This window comes from Stenotrophomonas sp. P5_A9, assembly GCF_056400525.1.
The window spans coordinates 128,891-148,897 of the sequence record NZ_JBFULC010000004.1; the positions used below are offsets into that span (position 1 = coordinate 128,891).

At 65.1% G+C, this 20,007-nt stretch carries 16 protein-coding genes, 1 tRNA gene and 1 pseudogene; 4 read left to right on the plus strand and 14 right to left on the minus strand.

The genetic code is table 11. The annotated features are described in order from the left end of the window. Window positions 1-9: 9 nt before the first annotated feature. The gene (gene uvrB / locus AC1DR7_RS02635; RefSeq protein WP_478076382.1) at window positions 10-2,037 is read right to left on the minus strand and encodes an excinuclease ABC subunit UvrB; all 2,028 of its coding nucleotides are present in this window, start codon (window positions 2,035-2,037) and stop codon (window positions 10-12) included. Between the two features lie 154 nt (window positions 2,038-2,191). Between uvrB and AC1DR7_RS02640 the strand changes: the two genes are divergently transcribed. After that, the gene (locus tag AC1DR7_RS02640; protein WP_457318796.1) at window positions 2,192-2,740 is read left to right on the plus strand and encodes a GspH/FimT family pseudopilin; all 549 of its coding nucleotides are present in this window, start codon (window positions 2,192-2,194) and stop codon (window positions 2,738-2,740) included. A gap of 115 nt (window positions 2,741-2,855) precedes the next feature. On the opposite strand, the gene AC1DR7_RS02645 is transcribed toward AC1DR7_RS02640, so the two are convergent. The 11 genes from AC1DR7_RS02645 to grxD all read right to left on the minus strand — a co-directional run bounded on the left by AC1DR7_RS02645 (window position 2,856) and on the right by grxD (window position 16,340). After that, window positions 2,856-2,932 (minus strand) — tRNA-Asn (locus AC1DR7_RS02645). A gap of 56 nt (window positions 2,933-2,988) precedes the next feature. Continuing rightward, window positions 2,989-3,423: a type IV pilin protein gene (locus AC1DR7_RS02650; protein WP_478052388.1), complete on the minus strand. Its 435-nt coding sequence runs from the start codon at window positions 3,421-3,423 to the stop codon at window positions 2,989-2,991. Then, window positions 3,420-7,139, minus strand: a complete 3,720-nt coding sequence (locus AC1DR7_RS02655; RefSeq protein WP_478052635.1) for a pilus assembly protein — start codon at window positions 7,137-7,139, stop codon at window positions 3,420-3,422. Before AC1DR7_RS02655 ends, AC1DR7_RS02650 begins: the two co-directional genes overlap by 4 nt. A 10-nt stretch (window positions 7,140-7,149) precedes the next feature. After that, on the minus strand, window positions 7,150-7,671 hold the full coding sequence (locus AC1DR7_RS02660) for a pilus assembly PilX family protein (RefSeq protein WP_478052634.1): 522 nt from the start codon (window positions 7,669-7,671) through the stop codon (window positions 7,150-7,152). A gap of 2 nt (window positions 7,672-7,673) precedes the next feature. Then, window positions 7,674-8,834 (minus strand): PilW family protein, encoded by a 1,161-nt coding sequence (locus tag AC1DR7_RS02665; RefSeq protein ID WP_478052633.1) that lies wholly within the window; start codon window positions 8,832-8,834, stop codon window positions 7,674-7,676. Then, complete coding sequence (gene pilV, locus AC1DR7_RS02670) at window positions 8,831-9,316, minus strand: type IV pilus modification protein PilV (RefSeq protein ID WP_478052143.1); 486 nt, start codon at window positions 9,314-9,316, stop codon at window positions 8,831-8,833. The genes AC1DR7_RS02665 and pilV overlap by 4 nt, the downstream gene beginning before the upstream one ends. Then, window positions 9,313-9,825 carry a GspH/FimT family pseudopilin gene (locus AC1DR7_RS02675; protein ID WP_457319847.1) on the minus strand — a complete coding sequence of 171 codons (513 nt, stop codon included), beginning with the start codon at window positions 9,823-9,825 and terminating at the stop codon, window positions 9,313-9,315. The genes pilV and AC1DR7_RS02675 overlap by 4 nt, the downstream gene beginning before the upstream one ends. 193 nt (window positions 9,826-10,018) lie before the next feature. Then, window positions 10,019-11,407, minus strand: a complete 1,389-nt coding sequence (gene ppnN, locus AC1DR7_RS02680) for a nucleotide 5'-monophosphate nucleosidase PpnN (RefSeq protein ID WP_457319845.1) — start codon at window positions 11,405-11,407, stop codon at window positions 10,019-10,021. Between the two features lie 281 nt (window positions 11,408-11,688). Beyond that, window positions 11,689-14,883, minus strand: a complete 3,195-nt coding sequence (locus AC1DR7_RS02685) for a TonB-dependent receptor (RefSeq protein WP_478076383.1) — start codon at window positions 14,881-14,883, stop codon at window positions 11,689-11,691. Between the two features lie 399 nt (window positions 14,884-15,282). Then, the gene (locus tag AC1DR7_RS02690) at window positions 15,283-16,023 is read right to left on the minus strand and encodes an SDR family NAD(P)-dependent oxidoreductase (protein ID WP_478051931.1); all 741 of its coding nucleotides are present in this window, start codon (window positions 16,021-16,023) and stop codon (window positions 15,283-15,285) included. After that, window positions 16,020-16,340, minus strand: a complete 321-nt coding sequence (gene grxD, locus AC1DR7_RS02695) for a Grx4 family monothiol glutaredoxin (RefSeq protein ID WP_256776191.1) — start codon at window positions 16,338-16,340, stop codon at window positions 16,020-16,022. The genes AC1DR7_RS02690 and grxD overlap by 4 nt, the downstream gene beginning before the upstream one ends. Before the next feature lie 106 nt (window positions 16,341-16,446). Here grxD and AC1DR7_RS02700 point away from each other — a divergent pair, with 106 nt between their 5' ends. Next, window positions 16,447-17,028, plus strand: coding sequence for a superoxide dismutase (locus tag AC1DR7_RS02700; protein ID WP_256776192.1), 582 nt, complete (start codon window positions 16,447-16,449; stop codon window positions 17,026-17,028). Window positions 17,029-17,192: 164 nt separating this feature from the next. Here AC1DR7_RS02700 and AC1DR7_RS02705 read toward each other — a convergent pair. Then, window positions 17,193-18,305: pseudogene (locus AC1DR7_RS02705) on the minus strand (5-(carboxyamino)imidazole ribonucleotide synthase); the annotation flags it as partial. Beyond that, window positions 18,302-18,805: a 5-(carboxyamino)imidazole ribonucleotide mutase gene (gene purE / locus AC1DR7_RS02710; protein ID WP_256776194.1), complete on the minus strand. Its 504-nt coding sequence runs from the start codon at window positions 18,803-18,805 to the stop codon at window positions 18,302-18,304. The pseudogene AC1DR7_RS02705 and the gene purE, both read right to left, overlap by 4 nt. Window positions 18,806-18,864: 59 nt before the next feature. On the opposite strand from purE, the gene AC1DR7_RS02715 reads away from it, so the two are divergent. Both AC1DR7_RS02715 and nadC read left to right on the plus strand, forming a co-directional pair. Further along, window positions 18,865-19,134 carry a Trm112 family protein gene (locus AC1DR7_RS02715; RefSeq protein WP_457320188.1) on the plus strand — a complete coding sequence of 90 codons (270 nt, stop codon included), beginning with the start codon at window positions 18,865-18,867 and terminating at the stop codon, window positions 19,132-19,134. Continuing rightward, window positions 19,131-19,988, plus strand: coding sequence for a carboxylating nicotinate-nucleotide diphosphorylase (gene nadC, locus AC1DR7_RS02720; RefSeq protein ID WP_478051930.1), 858 nt, complete (start codon window positions 19,131-19,133; stop codon window positions 19,986-19,988). The genes AC1DR7_RS02715 and nadC overlap by 4 nt, the downstream gene beginning before the upstream one ends. Window positions 19,989-20,007: the final 19 nt, after the last annotated feature.

Genomic DNA, 20,007 nt, shown 5'->3' on the forward strand with positions numbered 1-20,007 from the left:
ATCGGTTGTTCAGCCGAGGCTGGCTTCCTTCAGCTGCCGGATCTGGTCAYGGACATGGGCCGCCGCCTCGAACTCCAGGTCGCGCGCGTGCTGGTACATCTTCTGCTCCAGCGCCTGCAGGCGCTTGGCGATCTGCGCCGGTTCGAGGGTGCGGTAGTCCACCGATTCCTCGGCAACACGGCCGCCACGACCCTTGCCGCCCTTGCCGCGTGCCTCCTTCTCGGCCGCCTCCGACCGCGCGCCTTCGAGCACGTCGGTGATCGGGCGCAGCACCGACTTGGGCGTGATCCCGTGCAGTTCGTTGTATTCCACCTGCTTGGCACGGCGTCGGTCGGTCTCGTCGATCGCCGCCTGCATCGAGCGCGTCATCTTGTCGGCATACAGGATCGCCTTGCCGCGCAGGTTCCGGGCGGCGCGGCCAATGGTCTGGATCAACGAGCCGGTCGACCGCAGGAAGCCTTCCTTGTCCGCATCCAGGATCGCCACCAGTGACACCTCGGGCATGTCCAGGCCTTCGCGCAGCAGGTTAATGCCGACCAGCACATCGAACTTGCCCAGGCGCAGGTCGCGGATGATCTCCACGCGCTCGACCGTGTCGATGTCCGAGTGCAGGTAACGCACGCGGATGCCGTGCTCGGTCAGGTATTCGGTGAGGTTCTCGGCCATGCGCTTGGTCAGCGTGGTGACCAGCACGCGGTCGCCCAGCTTGATGCGTTCGTTGACCTCGCTCATCAGATCGTCGACCTGCGTGCCGACCGGACGGATCTCCACCACCGGATCGATCAGACCGGTCGGACGCACCACCAGCTCGGTGATTTCATCACCGGCCTCGCGCAGCTCGTACGGACCCGGCGTTGCCGAGACATAGATGCTGCGCGGGCAGCGCGCCTCCCATTCCTCGAAACGCAGCGGGCGGTTGTCCAGCGCCGACGGCAGCCGGAAGCCGAACTCGACCAGGGTTTCCTTGCGCGACCGGTCGCCCTTGAACATCGCGCCGATCTGCGGAATGGTCACGTGCGATTCGTCGATCACCAGCAGCGCGTCCGGCGGCAGGTAATCGAACAGGGTCGGCGGCGGCTCGCCCGGYGCCTTGCCGGTGAGGTGGCGCGAGTAATTCTCGATGCCGTTGCAGAAACCGACCTCGGCCATCATCTCCAGGTCGAACTGGGTGCGCTGCGCCAGGCGCTGCGCTTCGACCAGCTTGTTCTGTTCGTACAACTGCTCCAGCCGCGGAGTGAGCTCGGCCTTGATCGTCTCCACCGCAGCCAGCACGCGCTCGCGGGTGGTGGCGTAATGGGTCTTGGGATACACGGTGTAACGCATCAGCTTGCGCAGGCTCTCGCCGGTGAGCGGGTCAAACATGCTGATCTGCTCGATCTCGCCGTCGAACAGCTCGATGCGCACTGCCTCGCTGTCCGACTCGGCCGGGAACACATCGATCACCTCGCCGCGCACCCGGAAGGTGCCGCGCTGCAACTCGTATTCGTTGCGGGTGAACTGCAGCTGGGTCAGGTGGTTGATCAGGTCGCGCTGGTCGATGCGCTCGCCGGTGGACAGGATCAGCCGCAGCGACAGGTAGTCTTCCGGCGCGCCCAGGCCGTAGATGGCCGACACCGTGGCCACCACGATCGCATCCGGGCGCGACAGCAGGGTCTTGGTGGCGGCCAGCCGCATCTGCTCGATGTGCTCGTTGATCGAACTGTCCTTCTCGATGAAGGTGTCCGACGAGGGCACGTACGCCTCGGGCTGGTAGTAGTCGTAGTAACTGACGAAGTATTCGACCGCGTTGTGCGGAAAGAACGATTTGAACTCGCCGTACAACTGGGCGGCCAGGGTCTTGTTCGGCGCCATGATCAGCGTCGGCTTCTGCACCTGCTGGATCACGTTGGCGATGGTGTAGGTCTTGCCCGAGCCGGTCACGCCGAGCAGGGTCTGCTTGGCCACGCCGGCCTCGAAATTGGCCGTCAGCTTCTCGATCGCCGCCGGCTGGTCGCCTGCCGGTGAATACGGGGATACAAGTTCGAACCGATCGCTCATGGTGCCGCCAAATCCCGGGCCCTCCAGTATACCGGGGGGCATGGTGACGGCCGGCTGAGGGGATGGCCGACGGCCGGGTGCTCCTACCCCCGATGGCCCGGGCCATTGAGCAGGCTCAGGCTGGACGTCCCTCCCCTAGTGCGTGACGACGGCTATGACCTTTCAGGACCGCGCCACGCAGCCCCGCGTGCGTGGCTGGACCTTGCTGCAGGCAATGGTAACGTTGCTGGTGCTGGCCGTGCTATGCGCCATCGCACTGCCCGACTTCAGTCAACTGCTGTACCGCCAGCGCGCCTCCAGCGTCCGCCACCTGCTCAGCAGCGACCTGGCGTTCGCACGGCTAAGTGCCATCCGACGGCACGGCGAAGTCGGCGTCTGCCCCAGTAGTGACGGGCTGGCATGCGATGCGGCCGCCAACTGGGGTCGCGGCTGGATCGTATACGTGGTGCGGCCCGGTTTTGTCGGCCCGGCCGCTGCTGGAGACATCCTGCAACATCAGCAATGGCACCCGCCATCTGCCTGGCGGATAAAGACAAGCGCCGCCCGCAACCGCATCCGCTACCTCGGAAATGGCCGCGCTTATGGAACCAACCTCTCGCTGGACATCTGCCGCAACGCCCACTTGTACGGCCGTGTTGTGGTTAACAACAGCGGGCGGGTTCGATCCGAGACGCTGGATCGGCCCGGAAGCTGCGCGGACTGAGGTCACCGTCAAACGCAAAACCACCGGTGAGGGCCATCCTTCACCACTCCGCGCCCTTGCTGCCCCGAACAGCAGGCAAAGAAAAAGCCGCGACTTCTCGCGGCTTTTTCAGATCTGGCGCCCGAAGTTGGACTCGAACCAACGACCCCCTGATTAACAGTCAAGTGCTCTAACCGGCTGAGCTATTCGGGCGGGGAGGCGCATTCTAGACGCTCAAATCAGACCTTGCAACAGCCGGACCTACGCGGCTACCAGCAGGTAACGCCGGACACCGTACCGGGCGTCTTCTGGTTTGCCTGGTTTACCGTCAGCGTGCCGCACTTGTCGCGCGCCTGCGGCCCCGCCGGTGTGGCGGTGATCACGAAGGTGGACGCCGCGGGCGTAATGGTCACCGTGTAGGCAGCCGTGCCCGTGCGTGGCGAATTGACCGTCCTCGTTCCCGTTTCGCTGAAGGTAAACGATGTGTAGCTATTGTTCAGCGTGTGATGCCGCTCCGCGCGCTGGGCGTACTCCACCATTTCTGCCTTGGCCAATCCCCGCTTGGACGCCAGCACGTGCTGGGTGTAGCTCGGATACGCAATCGCTGCCAGGATCGCCACGATGGCCACCACAACCATCAGCTCGATCAAGGTGAAGCCGCTTGCGTGCCGCACGCTTCCCGCCGAAGAACGATGAAAGGTCACTGGATCTGTCTCCACGATTGACGTCCGCAAGGATAAGGACGGAATACCATCGGCGCAGTGCCATTGGTGAACCAGGCCCAGCATTGATTGTTGGGTGTCGGTGGGTTGCCCGTCGGCCCGCCGGGCGGCGCGGCCGCAAGGCCTTGGGAGGGTAGCGAACCAATCCCCACATCGGTGATCGCCGCACTGCCGGTCGACGGCGTCTCTACTGCAGCGGTTCCGTCTGCCAATACCGTACCTGTGGTGGAGCCAAGCCTGGAGCCCCCCAACGCACCGTTGCCGGTAAGCGCCTGCAGCACGAATGTCCAGTTGGTCCCGGCAGAGGCGCAACCGGAAGCGGTCGGCGACGGCACGTAGGTCCGCATGTAGACATCGCCCTCGGAAATACTGGGCTGACCAACAAAGCGTTCGCCACCGGGCAGGTCGACATACCAGCCACGACTACCAGTGGGCGCGGTGCTCCGGGTCAAGCCGCGGCCCTGCGCCGCAGAGGCGATCACGCTGCCTGTGAGATTGGCACGGGTCAGCGTAGTGGTGATCTGACCATCCACGGTGTCATTCAGGCCATAGAGGCTCTGGACCGAGGTATCGGACGGGTCATCGACAAAGGAGAAGCTGCCGGTGCCGAAGAACAGCATGTTGCCGCCGGACTCGCCCGCCATCGATTCGAGCCCACCGATGATGGGCTGACGCAGTGTCCGCCCGTTTTCGGTGTAACTACGCGAGGTGAACAGCGGGACGGTCAGATTGGTCCCTGCACGCAGATCGAACTTCCACACTGCTCCCTTCTGGTCGGCCGCGTAGGCGGTATCGTAATAGCCATCGGTACCGCGGGTCCGGGTGGCGGTACCGCGATATCGGTCTACAACCACCACCGACCCCAAGCCATTGCTGCCGGTAGGTACGCCGGCGCCGGACTCCACCGCTTCGATCATCGTCACCGTTGGGGTACCGGTCTTGATGTCCACCATGAACAGCACCGCCTTGCCGTTGGCGCTGTTGTAACCATTCCCGAACACAGCGCGCCAGACTGGCGTGCCGCTGCTGTCGAGCATCGGCACGATTACGGGCTTGGCCAGAACGTGTCCGATATTGTTCCGCACATCGGCAGAAAGCGCCGCGTCCAGGTCGCTGATTTCCCAGAGCTTGCTCCCCGTTCCGAACGTCGCGCCGGGGGTCACGTCCAAGGCGAACACACTGCGTCCACCTGCACCGGAGGCACCGACCAGCGTGGTATGCCAATTACCACCATAATTGCTGTCGGCCAAGGCGATCTTGCCGTCCACGTAGTAGCGGTGGTCGAATTTCTGGTCGTTGAGGTTTCGTGCGTCGTAAGGGAACAGCAGATTGCCCATGTGGCCCAGCGCGGTCGACGGGATATAGGCGAACGCCTCGGTACCGCCGCCGGAAATGGTATTGCCGGCCGCATCCATGCCGCCGTTGAAGGCATGCAGCATGCCGTCATTGGCCCCGACGTACACCATGTAATTGGCACGGGTCTTCTTTTGGGCGACATACGTCTGGTAGCTGGTGGCCAGCGTCCCGCCCAGACGACGGTACCCGTAGTCGTCGCCCGGCGCACTGACCACCGGACTGGAGTTGACGATGTCTCCCAGGCGGGTAGTGCGATCGCGTAGCTTGCCGCCGTTTTTCACTTCACCGGTCTGGTCGCCCTTGAGGTAGGCCACCGCACTGGTGATGTTCGCCCCAAGGGCCGTCACCGCAGCCGCGTTGCAGCGGGACATGCCCGGATACAGCGCGGCTGACTTCGTGCACAGATCGTCCAGCGTCACCGTACCCGCAGTGAAGGCGCGGGTGGTGCCGTCCTTGGTGAAGAACACCTGGCGACCGGTTGCAGTGAGCTGCGCGGCGGCCTCCCACATCGAGGTGTAGACGATCTCGCGCGCGGCATTGGTAGACACCTTGCTCGCTGTCAATCGACCGAACCAGTCAGTCCCTTCGTTGGCGATTTCATAGCTCGGCGAAATCGAAATGGAGCCGGAGCCCACACGAGCACCGCTGGACCCGCTGCCGCCGGAAGGCGAGGCACCCGACGTCACCGAAGACAGCACGCGGCGCATGGCAGTGGTGATTTCCTCAGGCGTTCGGGCGTTGATGTACTCGCCCCGCGTATTGACCGTGGCGTGCCAGATGTCGTCAACGGTGCTGCGCTGGTCATTCTCGCGCGGCGGCCAGTTGCCGTAGATGGACGCGTCGGTATACGGATCCTGGACCAGGTCCGGGTTGAACAGGTTGCCTCGTGCACCCAGCGTCACGCCATAGAAATTGATGTGCAGATTGGGCTGGCAGTCCAGACGCTTGTCCGGGTTGGCCCCCTTGCAAGCCTGCGGCACCGGCACCTTGCCCGCGGTCAGATCGGTGCGCAGCGGCGAACCGCCATTCACGTCGTTGTAGTACTTGGTCACGATGTCGGCCATGGTATTGGCATTGCCATCGCTGAACGGCGCGCCCATCGCACTGTCGGTGTTGCCGACAGTGGGGCCATCTCCGTTGCTGAAGCCGTCGGTGAACAGCATCACCGCATTCTTCTGGCACATCAGCTTGACCGGGGCACCTGCATCGGTGCGCGTCATCTGCAGGGCAGCCGCGTTGACGGCCTGGCGGTTCGGCGTACCACCACTGGCGGTCAGCGCAGTCATGTCGGTGTAAAGCGCCAGCTTGTCGGAGTTGTTGGCCATGTCACGCATGGCGAGACGCTTGGTTGTCGACGTGCCGCTGTCATAGCTGCCGTTCTGGTTGATCCGAAAATAACCGACACGCAGATTGTTGATGTCCGACAGCGAGCGGGTCATGCCGGCGATCATCGCGCGATTGCGGTTCCCGTAGTACGAGAACCAGTTCGCGAAGTTCTGCAGCGCCGCGGTATCGCCGGAACCGATGGTGTACCTCCACATGGCGCAATTGGTACCGCAGGCGTTGTCCACCTTTACCCGCGTGATGCCACTGTAGGCATTGGTCGCGCCCGGAATCTGTGGATAGGGATCATTGGCTGCGGTCCAGCGGACGTAAAACGTCGCCGGGGTGTACTGCATGTATACCGTGGCTACGCCATTGTTCCAGGTGTAGTCGGAGGTACGCTGATAGTTGGTGTTGTTGTAACGGTAGAACGTACCCGCGGGGATGACCATGCCATCCTGCATGCGGAACGAGTCCGCAGACGCCGTACTGTAGTACGGTGAGGCCAGTGCCACGGTCGTGGTGGCGCGGGGGTCGATGCGCGTCTCCAGCAGGCCCGCATCGCCGTAGGAAACACCACTACCGTTGACCCACGGCTCGTATTTTACCGAAGGGTTGTAATAGGTTGGATTGAACTGCGAGGAACGCGCGAAACCCAGCATATCGATCGGCGGGATGCCGTAGCGTCCGGTGTCGATACGCGGCCCCGGAAGCACGTGCAGATAGTCGCAGTTGCCCGACGTGTACAAACTGCCATTGGCGTCGAAGAAACTCTTGCGCGTGGTATTCCAGCAGCCCTCACCGTCCTGGCCCGGGAACTGGGTCTGGAATGTCATGGAGCCGGAGTCATCGACCGCCATGATGAACGCCGGTGCGGTCTGCACCTGGTTGTTCAGCGGAGCCTGCGCTAGTACACCCTGTGCCTGTGCAGCGATCAGCGTGTTGTAGCCGACCAGTGCGATACCCAGAGCCGCTACCGTGGAGGCAGCCGTAATCCATTTGAATCTGCGCGAAGCCATAGCCGCGTCCTCAGAGCTTGAAAATGGTGTCGACTACCGACGACGACGTCGGGCTGGCCGGGTTGTCTGCGGAGTAGCCGGTAATCTGGTAGGTGGCGGTCGGCTTGTCGTTGACCGGCGCGCCGCCGGCGTTCGAGTTGCCCGACGAATCGCCACCACAGGTATCAATCTGACGCACGTTTACTGCGGGAGCCGCAGTAAGACTGCGCTGACGCGCCCACTGCACCGAATCGAACCCGTCGCAATCCAAGCTGATCGCACTTTCGGTGTAGAGACTGCCGGCCGGGAGCGCAGTCCGGTTGAATACCGCCGCCGCGGTCGATTCCGCATTGCGCACGACACCCTCGGTATTCTGGAAGGACATGTTCACCGCGCGGTAGTTGGATGCCATCTTTTCCTGCATGCCCGCAACCTGCATACCCGCGATGCCAAGCAGCGCCAGCAGGATCAGCATGATCAGCGCCACGTACAGCACGGCGCCGCGTTGATGGCGAGGGCCTGGCGTCGCGTGCGGGGGGGTCAAGATAGCCATGCTCAATTCCCGAAAAGGCGGTTGCGAAGCGCGATGCTGGCTTCGTAGGTAGTGCGGTAACGCCCATCGTTGGCGGCATTGGCGTTGTAAGTCATGCCCAACGTGCCCAAAGCAGACGTTGCATCGGCCTGCCTCACTGTCGCCGCGCCGGGGCTGCGCAGGATCAGGCCAACCTGGACCTGGCCAACGCGCCGCCACTCACCTACGCCGGCGGCATTGGTCTGGGTAGTGACGCCAGAGGCTGTCTTCTGCGTGGTGATGTTGCCAAGCGGCAACGAGGACTTGCTGATGTTGGTGACCGTATCCTGGCCAAACAGCAACTGCATGTTCTCAACACCTTCCACCAGCTCTTCATTGATCGCGTAGGTGCCTGCCGACCCCGCCCGGGCGCGACGCAACCCTGGTTGCTGGGTGGCAGCATTGAGACCTATGTAATAGACCAGTGATTCGGCCCGGTACACCATGGTGGGTGCCAGCGGCGACGGAACGAAGCGGGACAGGTCCGCACCCGTAGCGGTCACCGTTCCCGCTGCGGCGGTGGTACCGCGGAACACTTCTGCAGCGCCACAGTCGGCGATACCGAAAAGCGTGGGTGCGGCGACGCCATTCTCGGTCAAACGCGCCCATTTGGCCGCATCGACAGTCAACGTGGTTGCGGTCACCGCGGTAACCGGGACGCCTTCAGGCGCAAGGAAGCGAAGCACTAGAATGTCGCTGCCAGCCACCGGCGCAGGCACCAGCCCACTGATGGCGGCAGGTAGATTGGCCGGAACCGCCCCTCCGCCGGCCACCAGGGTATCGCCTGGACCGGTTCCGGCCGCCTCATAACCCTGCACGCTCACATTGAAATCCAGCGGCGAACCGCTGCCCGGTGTGGCGCCGGTGCTGATGCGGGGCGAGCCGAGCTCGCGCACGATGTGACCCTGGTCGTTGACGCAGCCCATATGGCCAACCATGCGCACGTCACGCTCGAGGAAATCCAGCGCGAAACGTCCATTCTCCTGCACGCGGGCAACGCCCTCGGACAGCCGGGAGGCGGCCTGCGAGGCGATGAAGATCTGGATGACACCGAGCATCAGCAACAAACCGATGACCATGGCAATCATCAGTTCGACCAACGACAAACCTGTCTGGTGCACTCGGGGCATGGTCGAAGGTTTCATAGCTGGGTAACCAGGCCGAAGGTGGTCGGGGTATTGGGGTTGGCCGGGTCCCAGCGGTCGTCAGACCAGGTGATCGCCACCGTGGCCACGCCATTGACCACGGTAACCGTGGCGCCTGCATTGGCGCCCAATGCCTTGACCACCTGGCATTGCCAGCGGGCGATGTTCTGATCGATGGTCAATGCATCTCCGGCGACACGCGTACAGGCCGTGTCCGTGGCGGCCTTGCTGCCCGCAGCGAAGGTCGCATTGGTGTACCAGACCGACTGGAACCGATTACTGCGCATCAGCTCGGTGAGGTCGTAGGCGAGGTTTGTCGCCTGGGTCCGGTAGTTCGCGCTTTGCACGAAACGGACACTGGTGGTCTGCAGCATCGCAAAACCGAGCAGACCGAAGGCCAGGACGACAATGGCGATCAGTACCTCAAGCAGCGTAAAGCCGGCCTGACCGCGACCGGGAATGGATGAATGGCGACGCTTCATGGACAGGCTCCCTTGGCACTGCTGATCTGGCCGGAGACATTGACAGTCATCGTGCGCAGCAAAGGCTGGCTGCCGCATTGTTCTGGGCGCATCACCACAGCCTGATCCGCCGCGGCGCGACGGCGTCCACGCGCGTCGAAGCCGATCAGCGCGGTCGGACCGGTGACCACCATGCCGCGGCCGATCTTGTTGAATCGCAACACGGTCTCACCCGTGCTGAACGTACCGCTGTTGTCGGCATCAGCGAAAGCCATCATGCCGCCGGCCCAGTTGCCATCACAGGTATTGCCGTCGGTGCTGCCGCACACTCCGCCACCGCGGTTGCTGCGCACGGCCTCGCTGCGCGCCAGGTTGACCAGGCCCAGGAGCTCATTGTGCGCCGCAGCTACCCGATTAGAGCGGATGCTGCTTTGGAAGCTTGGATAAGCGATCGCGGACAGAATGGCGACCACCGCGACGGTGACCATCAGTTCTACCAGCGTGAAGCCGTTGGACCGGCGTGAGTACATGGAACGCTCCCCAGCGTGATGACACAGAAGATGAACGACCTGCCGTCCGGCGGCAAGCGGCGGCAGGACGAACGGTCGCCCGGGGCGACGGGCGTCAATCAGTTGACGGGCGCCCGGCGTCTACAAGGCGGCGGGGCTCCCCGCCCCGCCCCCGCCCGACCCGGTCAGACGGGTCGGCAGACCCCGCCTGCGATCAGGCCAGGACCTTATAGCAGGGCTGGTATTCGCCGGAGATCTTCATCCGGCGCTGCTCCACGAAGCCGCGCAGCAACTCGTCCAGCGCCTGCATCATGTCGGCGTCGCCATGGATCTCGAACGGCCCGAGCTGCTCGATGCGGCGCATCCCGTCTTCCTTGACATTGCCGGCCACGATGCCGGAGAACGCCCGACGCAGGTCGGCAGCCAGGGCATGCGGCGGACGGCCGTGGTGCAGGTCCAGCGCAGCCATCGCCTCGTGCGTGGGCACGAACGGCTGCTGGTATTCCCACGGAATCTCGATCGACCAGTTGAAGAAGAACGAATCCTTCTGCTCCAGGCGATGCTCGCGCACGCGCTTGATACCGGCGGACATGCGCCGTGCCACCGCGACCGGGTCGCCGATGATGATCTCGTAGCGCGCCGCCGCGGCCTCGCCCAGAGTGAGGCGGATGAAGCGGTCGATCTGCTCGAAGTACGGCGCCGCCACGGTCGGGCCGGTCAGGATCAGCGGGAACGGCAGGTCCTTGTTTTCCTCGCGCAGCAGGATGCCGAGCAGGTACAGGATCTCTTCGGCAGTGCCCACGCCGCCGGCGAACACGATGATGCCGTGTCCGATCCGCACGAACGCTTCGAGACGCTTCTCGATGTCCGGCATGATCACCAGGTGGTTGACGATCGGGTTCGGCGACTCGGCGGCGATGATGCCCGGCTCGGTCAGGCCGATGTAGCGGGTGACGTGCTTGCGCTGCTTGGCATGGGCGATGGTGGCGCCCTTCATCGGGCCCTTCATCGCGCCCGGGCCGCAGCCGGTGCAGATATCCAGCCCGCGCAGGCCCAGCTCGTAACCGACCTGCTTGGTGTAGAGGTACTCATCGCGACCGATCGAATGGCCGCCCCAGCAGACCACCAGGTTCGGGTCGCCCGGGTTGAGGATGCGCGCGTTGCGCAGCAGCCCGAATACCGCGTTGGTGATGCCCTCGGACGATTCCAGTTCGGCCGCGTACTGCGGGCCCATCTCGATGGCCATGTAGGCCAGGTCGCGGACCACGGCGAACAGCAGCTCGGCCACGCCGCGGATGATCTCGCCATCCACGAAGGCCATCGCCGGGGCGTTGACGAGGTCGATGCGGACGCCGCGATCCTGCTGCGCCACCTGGATGTCGAAATCCGGGTACAGATCGCGCGCCGCGCGCGGATCGTCCGAGGCACTTCCACTGGTCAGCACGGCCAGCGCGCAGCGGCGCAGCAGCTCGTGCATGCCGCCGCCGGAGGCGTCGCGCAGGCGCGCAACCTCGGCCCGGGACAGCACATCCAGCCCACCGCGCGGGTAGATCCGCGCGTCCTGCACCGGCAGCGTCCGCGCCGGGGTTTCGGTGATCTTCATTTCCATTCTTTCTGCTTTCCTCAAGGTTTCCGACTGTACCGCTGCCCCCTTAAAAAGCAAAACGGCCAGGAAGCCCGGCCGTTGGATAGGTGTCAGCGGCAGCGGGCCTTTTCGGGGCGCTGCGTTACGCGTCTTTGCGCGCAACCGATTGAGAGTACATGAAGTTACGGCTGGCAGCAAGAACGACACCCCAGCCGGCACGATGGCCCGACCCGTCCGACAAACGAAAACGGCCGGGTTGCCCCGGCCGTTCCGTATGCAGCAGGTGCTACGTCAGTTCATCAGAACTGGTAGCGGAAGCCCAGCTGCAGCGACCACTGCGACACACCGACGTCGAAGCCATCGGCGTCGGCGTTGGCGACGGTCGGGGTGTCGGCGCCGCGGTAGTTGTACACGTACTTGCCCTGGTACATGCCCTGCAGGGTGGCAACGCGACTGTCGGCGAAGAAGCCGTAGTCGTAGATGTTGCCCCAGTCCTTGTTGATCATGTTGCCGATGTTCTGGATATCCAGCCAGATCTCCGACTTGTGACCCTTCATGAAGCCCGGCAGCTGCTGGCTGATGCGCACGTCGAAGGTGTTGATCCAGCCACTGCGGAAGCCGTTCGCACCCGGCGTGCTGCCCGCGTACTTGGCCAGGTCCGGGTTGGCGGCAAGCCAATCGAAGAAGCTCTTCTCCATCGCGGCATCGGCGGTGAACGCACCGGCGTTGGTCAGCGTACCGAACAGCACGTCGCCCGGGCCCTTCGGCACGTAGAACAGGTCGTTGGCGGTACGGCCGTCGCCGTTGGCGTCGTTGGCGAACACGTAGCTGTACGGACGGCCGCTGCGACCTTCGTACACCAGGCCGATCTTGGTCTCGTAGTCACCGAAGAACTTGTGCTTCCAGTTCAGCGCGCCCGACAGGCGGTCGCGGATCTGGTAGCGCGAGGTGTTCTCGACCGGTGTGTTGGCGTCGAAGGCGTACTGATAGCCCCAGCCCGAGCTGGCGGTGGAGCTGGTCAGCGAGCCGACTTCGGTGGCATCGGTGTAGGTGTAACCCAGGTTCCAGGACCAGTCGCTGGCATCGGACCACGGCTTGGACAGCGACACGGTGAACTGCGAGGTACGACCCTCGTCGGTGTTGTTGATCAGGTAGACGTTGTTGTAACGGCCGTCCTTGCCGACACGCGAGTCAGCGGTCTGCCACGCGCCGACCTTGCGGGCGCTGTAGAACATGTCACGACCGTCCGGTCCCTGGTACTGCACCGGGCCCAGATTCAGGCTCTGGTAGAACAGGCCGTCCTTGACCTTGGTAACCAGCAGCTCGGCCGAAGCCACGATGCCGTACCACGGGGTTTCATGGTCCAGGGCCAGGTTGGCCTTGTAGATCGACGGCAGCTTGAAGTCGTTGCCGACGAAGTTGACGTTCTGGATGGCCGAACCCGGAGCGGTCGGCACCGGCTGGCTGTCCTTGTTCGGATTGAACTTCAGCGAATCGGCATACTGGTTGTTGCGGAGGCTATAGACGTTGGTGTTGAAACCGGTCGCCGAGTAGCTGTTGCTGATCCACACCTGCGGCGAATCACCCTGGAACAGGCCCACGCCACCACGCAGCTGGGTCGGGCGATCGGTGTCGAAGGTGTAGTTGAAGCCGAAGCGCGGCTGGATCAGGAACTTGCTTTCGAACACCTTGCTGTTGTTGTAGCCGAAGAAGTTCGACGCGGCCGCGTTGTAGGCCGGCTCCGGGCTGGTGTCCGGACGGTCGGCGCGCAGGCCCAGGGTCAGGGTCAGGTTGTTGTTGACGTACCAGGTGTCCTGCACGAACAGCGCCAGGTTGCTGTAGGTGTAGTCAGCGGCGATCGAACCCGGGGTGCGTTCCGGTGCGTAGTCGTAGGTGTTCCAGCGGCCGGCGGCGAAGTTGTCCAGGCCGTAGAACGTGTAGGTGCCCCACGAGTTGGCGCCGTAATAGTTGTAGATGTCGTTGGTGTCGTACGACGCACCGAACTTGACGTCATGATTGCCCAGCGTCAGCGTGCCGGCGGCGTAGTAGTTCCACGCCTTGGTCGTCAGGACGTTGTCCTGCGAGTTGACTTCGGTACCCAGGTACAGCGAGTCGCCCGACGGCGCGGTCGGGGTGCCGCCGAAGTAGATGCGCACGCTCGGGGCATCGGTGGACACCGCACGGATGGCCGAGTACTCGCGGTACGAGGCCTTCAGTTCGGTCGAGAAATTGTCGGTCCAGTCACTGAACAGCTGGGCGACGTAGCTCTCGTTGGTCTTGTTGTGCTGGTACCAGTACGAGTTCAGCGAGGCCGAGCTCGTGGTCATGCCGTTGATGCGCAGCTTGCTCTGGTCGATCTTGCTGTAACGGATGTTGGCACGGTGGTTGTCGCTGATGTTCCAGTCCAGCTTCAGCGCGTACTCTTCCATCGAGGTGTCGCCGTTGCTTTCCAGGCCACCGGCTTCGATGCCGTAACCCTGCGCGATCTGCTGCGCGCGGGTCACGTCGGCCAGGGTGAACTGGCCGTTGGCCTTGCCCAGCGGGGTGGTGCTGAGGTCGGCGCCCGGGGCGGCCTGCTCGAACTTTTCGTAGTTGGCGAAGAAGAACAGCTTGTCCTTGAGGATCGGACCACCCACGGTCATGCCGTAGGTCTTTTCCTTGGTGAAGCCGTTGAACTTCTGGCCTTCCGGGTTGTCGCCGAACCAGTCGCCGTCACGGTAGGTGCCGTAGACCGAGCCGTGGAATTCGTTGGTACCGGACTTGGTCACCGCGTTGACGGTGGCACCGGCGGCGGCAGCGATGCTGCCGTCGTAGTTGGACAGGTTGATGTCCAGCGCTTCGATGGCTTCCATCGCGACCGGCTGGCGACGGGTCGGCATGTTGTTGCCTTCCAGGCCGAAGGTGTCGCTGGCCGAGACGCCGTCGATGCTGATCGAGTTGAAGCGCGGGTTCTGGCCGCCGGCGGAGATCGAACCCGAGGCGCGGTCGATGAAGGTCACGCGCGGATCCAGACGCATCAGGTCCTGGATGTTGCCGCCGATGGACGGGGCAACTTCGATCTGCTGCTGGCTGAGGTTGGTGCCCGAACCCATCTTGGTCGCGCTGAACACTTCCGAGCCTGCAGCCACGGCGACGACCTGGACGGCATCCAGGTTGGTCGCGGCGAGGTCGCCGGTCAGTGCCGCGTTGACGGTACCGGTCTGGTTGACGCCCAGGTACAGGCCGTCTTCGGTCTTGGTGCCTTCACCGGACTTGGTGATGGTGATGGTGTACGGACCACCCACGCGCAGGCCGCGCGCGTTGTAACGACCCGCTGCATCGGTGGTCGCACGGCTGACCGTGCCCGACTCGGTATGCGTGATGGTGACTTCGGCACCGGCAACAGGCGCACCTGAGGCGGACGTGACCTGACCGCCGACACCGGCAGAGGTGCTCTGGGCGAAGGCGGGAGCGGCAGCAAGTGCGGCCACGAGACCAAGGGTGAGCTTGGACATCCGGAGACAGCGTGAGTGGGTCATTGGGGAGTAGCCTCGATGCGAGATTGGCGATGGCGGAGAAAAAAACGCGCCCAAGCAGCCTTGCTGGCGGCTGACTGGACTTTTATCTGGGTTCCCTAGCCGAGGGCTGGTTTCAGCCGCAACGGTTAACACTAGATTAACACGGTAGCGCCGGATTGTGACGGTTTGGCGACAAAACACACGCCATCACAACGCTATCGTGACGCGATCTTCACAACTGGCCCTGTTTCGCTGAATGGCTGCTGCGCCGCCCGTGCAAGGGTAACCAGGGAACGCTGCGGGTGGGTTACCGGTGGGTTGGCTGGGGAGCCGGCCAGCGGCCGGCACTACCGGAGCGGGCCGTGGTAGACCGCAAGGCGGACAGGCCCGGCCCCTTCAGGCGTCCAGGATCTGGCCGCGGTGGGCGGCGCCGGCGGCAGATAACAGAAGTACCGCCGTGGCGGCACAGTCGACCGGGTCGCGGGCGCCGCGGTCTTCGTCCAGGGAGAACGCCCGCGCCCGCAGGGCGGTGCGCATCGGGCCGGGCTGGAGGCCACTGACCCGCACCGGGCTGCGCCCGAGTTCGTCATGCAGGCTGGCGATCAACCCGCGCAGCCCGTGCTGGGCGGCACCGTAGCCGCCCCAAAAGGCCTTCCCTACCCGCGCCGGATCGTCCACGGTGAACACCAGCGCGGCATCATCGCGCTGGCGCAGCAGCGGCAGGCAGGCCTGGGCCAGCCAGGCTGGCGCAGTCAGGTTGACGTGAACCGCGCGCGCAAAGGCGCCCGGATCGGCCAGCTCGAACGGGGTCAGCCCGGCGAAATCGGCGGCGCAGTACAGCAGGCCATCCAGCCGCCCAAGCTCGGACTGCAGGCGTTCGGCCAGAACCGCGTAGTCGTCGGGGGTGGCTCCTTCCAGATCGAGCGGGTACAGCAGTGGCTCCGGGCCAACGGCCTGGACGGCGGCGTAAACCCGGTCCAGCCGGCGCGGCTTGCGCCCGAGCAGGACCACGGTGGCGCCGGCCTCGGCACAGGCGATGGCAGCGGCACTGCCGAAGCCACCACCGGCCCCGGCGATGAGAATGACGCGATCGGCAAGCGATGCGGTCCCGGCCACGACGGTCGGGACGGCACTCATGCCTGCGAGGCCTCTTCGACGATGCGTTTGAGCTCGCCGGATTCGAACAGCTCCAGCACGATGTCGCAGCCGCCGATCAGCTCGCCATGGATGAACAGCTGCGGGAAGCTGGGCAGGTTGGAGAAACGCGGCAGGTTGGCGCGGATCTCGGGTTCCTCGAGCACATTGACCGTGCGCAGCGCGACCGCGCCGGCGGCCATCAGCGCCTGGATGGCGCGACTGGAGAAACCGCACATGGGGTACTGCGGGGTGCCCTTCATGAACAACACGAGGGGGTAACGCTCCACTTCGGACTGGATCTGCTGCATCACCGCCACAACGCCTCTCCTGCAGGTGGGACAACCCGACCTGGCCGGTCGGATAGACTTCCCTCATCGCCATTGTAAGCCTTCCGGCGTCCCTCTCCTCAATCCATCGCGAGCCATGCCCCTCGAACTGCCCCGCCTGCCCTACGATCGCACCGCCCTGCAGCCCCACCTGTCGGCCGAGACGCTGGACCTGCACCACGGCCGTCACCACCGCGCCTATATCGAGGCGGTCAACGCGCGCATCGACGGTACCGAGCTGGCCGAGCTGCCACTGGAAGACATCGTGCGGCAGAGCCAGGGCAGCCTGTTCGACGCTGCCGCCCAGGCCTGGAACCACGGCTTCTACTTCCACTGCCTGCATCCGCGCGGTGGCGGCGACCCCAAGGACCGGCTGGGCGAACTGGTCACCCGCCACTTCGGCGACATCCGCCGGCTGCGCGAGGAATTCGACCGCGCCGCGCTGGGCCTGTTCGGCTCGGGCTGGGTGTGGCTGGTGCAACACCCGTCCGGCGCGCTGGCGATCCAGACCACCCGCAACGCCGGCACCCCGTTGACCGGACAGAGCACGCCATTGCTGGCCTGCGATGTGTGGGAACACGCGTACTACACCGACTACCAGAATGAGCGCGCACGCTATCTGGAGGCGTTCTGGAAACTGGTCAACTGGGACTTCGTGGCCGCGCAGTTGCGGGATTGAGGGCGCGCGCCGTCATAGCGGCGACAACCGGGTAGTGCCGGCCGCTGGCCGGCTCGCACTTGGCCACCCGCCCGGTAGTGCCCGCCACTGGCCGGCTCGCACGCTTGGCCACCACCGGTAGTGCCGGCCGGGGGGGGGGCGCACGCGGGCCCGGTGGGGGGGGGGGCGGTACGGTCAAGCTGCCCGCCCACCGCGTCCAGCGCGTCGGCCAAGGCCTGCGCATCATCGTCGCGCAGCGTGGCATGACCGACCTTGCGGCCGTCGCGCGGCTGCTTGCCGTAATCATGCCAATGCCCGCTCGGCTGACCGAGGACAGCGGCCGCTTCGGGCATCGCACCAAGCCAGTTGAGCATGCAGGCGTGGCCGAGCATGCGTGTATCGCCCAGCGGCAAACCGAGCACGGCGCGCAGGTGGTTCTCGAACTGCGAGGTCTCGCTGCCTTCGATGGTCCAGTGGCCGGAGTTGTGCACGCGCGGCGCCATCTCGTTGACCAGCAGCTCGTCCCCGCGGCAGAACAGCTCCAGCGCGAACACCCCCACGTAATCCAGGCGTTCGGCCAGCGCGCGGGCATGGCCGATGGCGGCCTCGTGCTGGGCAGGACTCAACGTCGCCGGCGCCAGGCTGGCCGACAGCACGCCGTCGACATGCCAGTTGCCGGTCACCGGCCACGCGCGGAATTCACCGTCGCGGCCGCGCACGGCGACCACGCTGACTTCGCGATCGAAGGCGACGAAGCCTTCCAGGATCAGCCCGGTCCGCTCGACGTAATCGCCCAGTGTGGCCCAGGCCGTGTCGATGTCGGCGTCGCTGCGGATGCGGAACTGGCCCTTGCCGTCGTAACCCAGGCGGCGGGTCTTGACGATGCAGGGCATGCCAAACTCGGCCACCCTGGCGGCGAGCTCGTCGCGGCTGCGGATATCGGCGAACGGCGGCAGCGGGATGCCCAGCTGCTGGAACAGGGTCTTTTCGCTGAGCCGGTCCTGGGCCACCGCCAGCGCATCGGGATTGGGATACACCGGCACGCGTTCGGCCAGGAAACGGGCACTGCGGGCGGGCACGTTCTCGAAATCGAAGGTCACCACATCCACCCGCGCGGCGAAGGCGGCCAGCGCGGCCTCATCCTCGAATGCGGCCACCTGCAGCGGCGCCACCTGGGCACCGCAGGCATCAGCGGCCGGGTCGAACAACTCGAAGCGCAGGCCCAGCGGCGCGCCCGCGAGCACCATCATGCGGGCCAGCTGCCCGCCGCCCAGGATGCCAACGGTCTTCGTGCTCATTGACGCGGATCGTCGTGGGCCATGACGTCTTCAGTCTGGCGGGCGCGGAAGGCCTCCAGCGCCTCGCCGATGGCCGGCTGGTCGGAGGCCAGCATGGCCGCGGCGAACAGCGCCGCGTTGGACGCGCCGGCATTGCCGATGGCAAAGGTGGCGACCGGAATGCCGGCCGGCATCTGCACGATGGACAGCAGGGAATCCATGCCGTTGAGGGCCTTGGACTGCACCGGAACGCCCAGCACCGGCACGGCGGTCTTGGCCGCGATCATGCCCGGCAGGTGGGCCGCGCCCCCGGCACCGGCGATGATCGCGCGCAGGCCACGGCCGCCTGCCTGTTCGGCATAGGTGAACAGCACGTCCGGCGTACGGTGCGCCGAGACCACTTTCACTTCGTAGGGAACGCCGAGCGCATCGAGCTTCTGGGCGGCGTGCTGCATGGTTTCCCAGTCGGAGCGGGAACCCATGACGATGCCGACGAGCGGCGCGGATTGGTTGGGGGTCATTGGCCGTCACCTGCCTTAAAGACGTATTCTAGCCATCTTCCACGCAAGACGAAGAATCCATGGATCGCAAGCTGCTCGACCTGCTGTGCTCGCCCGACACCCGCCAGCCCCTATCCCTGCTCGATGCCAAGGGCCTGGACGCAGTCAACCGCGCGATCGGCGCCGGTGCCGTGGTCAAGGCCGATGGCAGCGCGCAGGCCCTGGCCCTGCGCGAGGCGCTGCTGACCCGCGACCGCAAGCAGGTGTTCCGCGTCGACGACGGCATTCCGGTGCTGCTGGCCGAAGAGGCCATCGCGACCGCGCAGATCGCCGATTTTCCGGAAAAATGAGTCCGTCCGTCCTTGAGGCACCCGATGCGGCGGTGGTCGCCGCCGATGTGGCGCGCGCACTGGCCGAGGACATCGGCAGCGGGGATGTCACCGCCGCCCTGCTGCCCGACCGTCCCGACAGCGCCTACCTGCTGTGCAAGCAGGACGCGGTCATCGCCGGTCGGCCGTGGTTCGACGCCACCCATCGGGCGCTGGATCCCGACGTGACCATCAACTGGCGGGTGGCCGAGGGCGACGCCGTCACCGCCGGCACCGTGCTGGCGATCCTGCACGGGCGCAACCGCAGCCTGGTCAGCGCCGAGCGCACCTCGCTGAACTTCCTGCAGACCCTGTCCGGCACCGCCACCACCACCGCACGCCATGTGGCGGCCGTGGCCGGCACCGGCGCGCGCATCCTGGACACCCGCAAGACCCTGCCGGGGCTGCGCGTGGCACAGAAGTACGCGGTGCGCTGCGGCGGTGGCGATAACCACCGGATGGGGTTGTTCGACACGGTGATGCTGAAGGAAAACCACATCCGCGCGGCCGGTTCCCTGACCGCTGCGGTGCAGGCGGCGCGCGCGCAATGGCCGCAGTTGCCGCTGGTGGTGGAGGTCGAGGACCTCGATCAGTTGCGCCAGGCACTGGCGGTGGGCTGCGAACGCATCCTGATCGATGACTTCGATGCGGGGATGCGCCGTGAAGCGGTGCGGATCGCGGCGGGTCGGATTCCGCTGGAAGTCTCCGGCAGCGTCGGCCTGGAGGGATTGCGTTCGATCGCCGAGGACGGCGTGGACTGCATCTCCATTGGCGGGCTGACCAAGCACGTGCAGGCGATCGATCTGTCGTTGAAATTGGGCCCGCCGCCGGCTTGAGCGGCCTGCACCGGTCGTG

Excerpts from the sequence above, each read along its gene's own strand:
- AC1DR7_RS02665 (WP_478052633.1), bottom strand. The coding sequence starts at position 8,834 with ATGAAACCTTCGACCATGCCCCGAGTGCACCAGACAGGTTTGTCGTTG.
- AC1DR7_RS02655 (WP_478052635.1), bottom strand. The coding sequence starts at position 7,139 with ATGGCTTCGCGCAGATTCAAATGGATTACGGCTGCCTCCACGGTAGCG.
- AC1DR7_RS02660 (WP_478052634.1), bottom strand. The coding sequence starts at position 7,671 with ATGGCTATCTTGACCCCCCCGCACGCGACGCCAGGCCCTCGCCATCAA.
- nadC (WP_478051930.1), top strand. The coding sequence starts at position 19,131 with ATGAGTCCGTCCGTCCTTGAGGCACCCGATGCGGCGGTGGTCGCCGCC.
- ppnN (WP_457319845.1), bottom strand. The coding sequence starts at position 11,407 with ATGAAGATCACCGAAACCCCGGCGCGGACGCTGCCGGTGCAGGACGCG.
- AC1DR7_RS02715 (WP_457320188.1), top strand. The coding sequence starts at position 18,865 with ATGGATCGCAAGCTGCTCGACCTGCTGTGCTCGCCCGACACCCGCCAG.
- AC1DR7_RS02640 (WP_457318796.1), top strand. The coding sequence starts at position 2,192 with ATGACCTTTCAGGACCGCGCCACGCAGCCCCGCGTGCGTGGCTGGACC.
- AC1DR7_RS02685 (WP_478076383.1), bottom strand. The coding sequence starts at position 14,883 with ATGTCCAAGCTCACCCTTGGTCTCGTGGCCGCACTTGCTGCCGCTCCC.
- purE (WP_256776194.1), bottom strand. The coding sequence starts at position 18,805 with ATGACCCCCAACCAATCCGCGCCGCTCGTCGGCATCGTCATGGGTTCC.
- AC1DR7_RS02690 (WP_478051931.1), bottom strand. The coding sequence starts at position 16,023 with ATGAGTGCCGTCCCGACCGTCGTGGCCGGGACCGCATCGCTTGCCGAT.
- AC1DR7_RS02675 (WP_457319847.1), bottom strand. The coding sequence starts at position 9,825 with ATGTACTCACGCCGGTCCAACGGCTTCACGCTGGTAGAACTGATGGTC.
- pilV (WP_478052143.1), bottom strand. The coding sequence starts at position 9,316 with ATGAAGCGTCGCCATTCATCCATTCCCGGTCGCGGTCAGGCCGGCTTT.
- AC1DR7_RS02700 (WP_256776192.1), top strand. The coding sequence starts at position 16,447 with ATGCCCCTCGAACTGCCCCGCCTGCCCTACGATCGCACCGCCCTGCAG.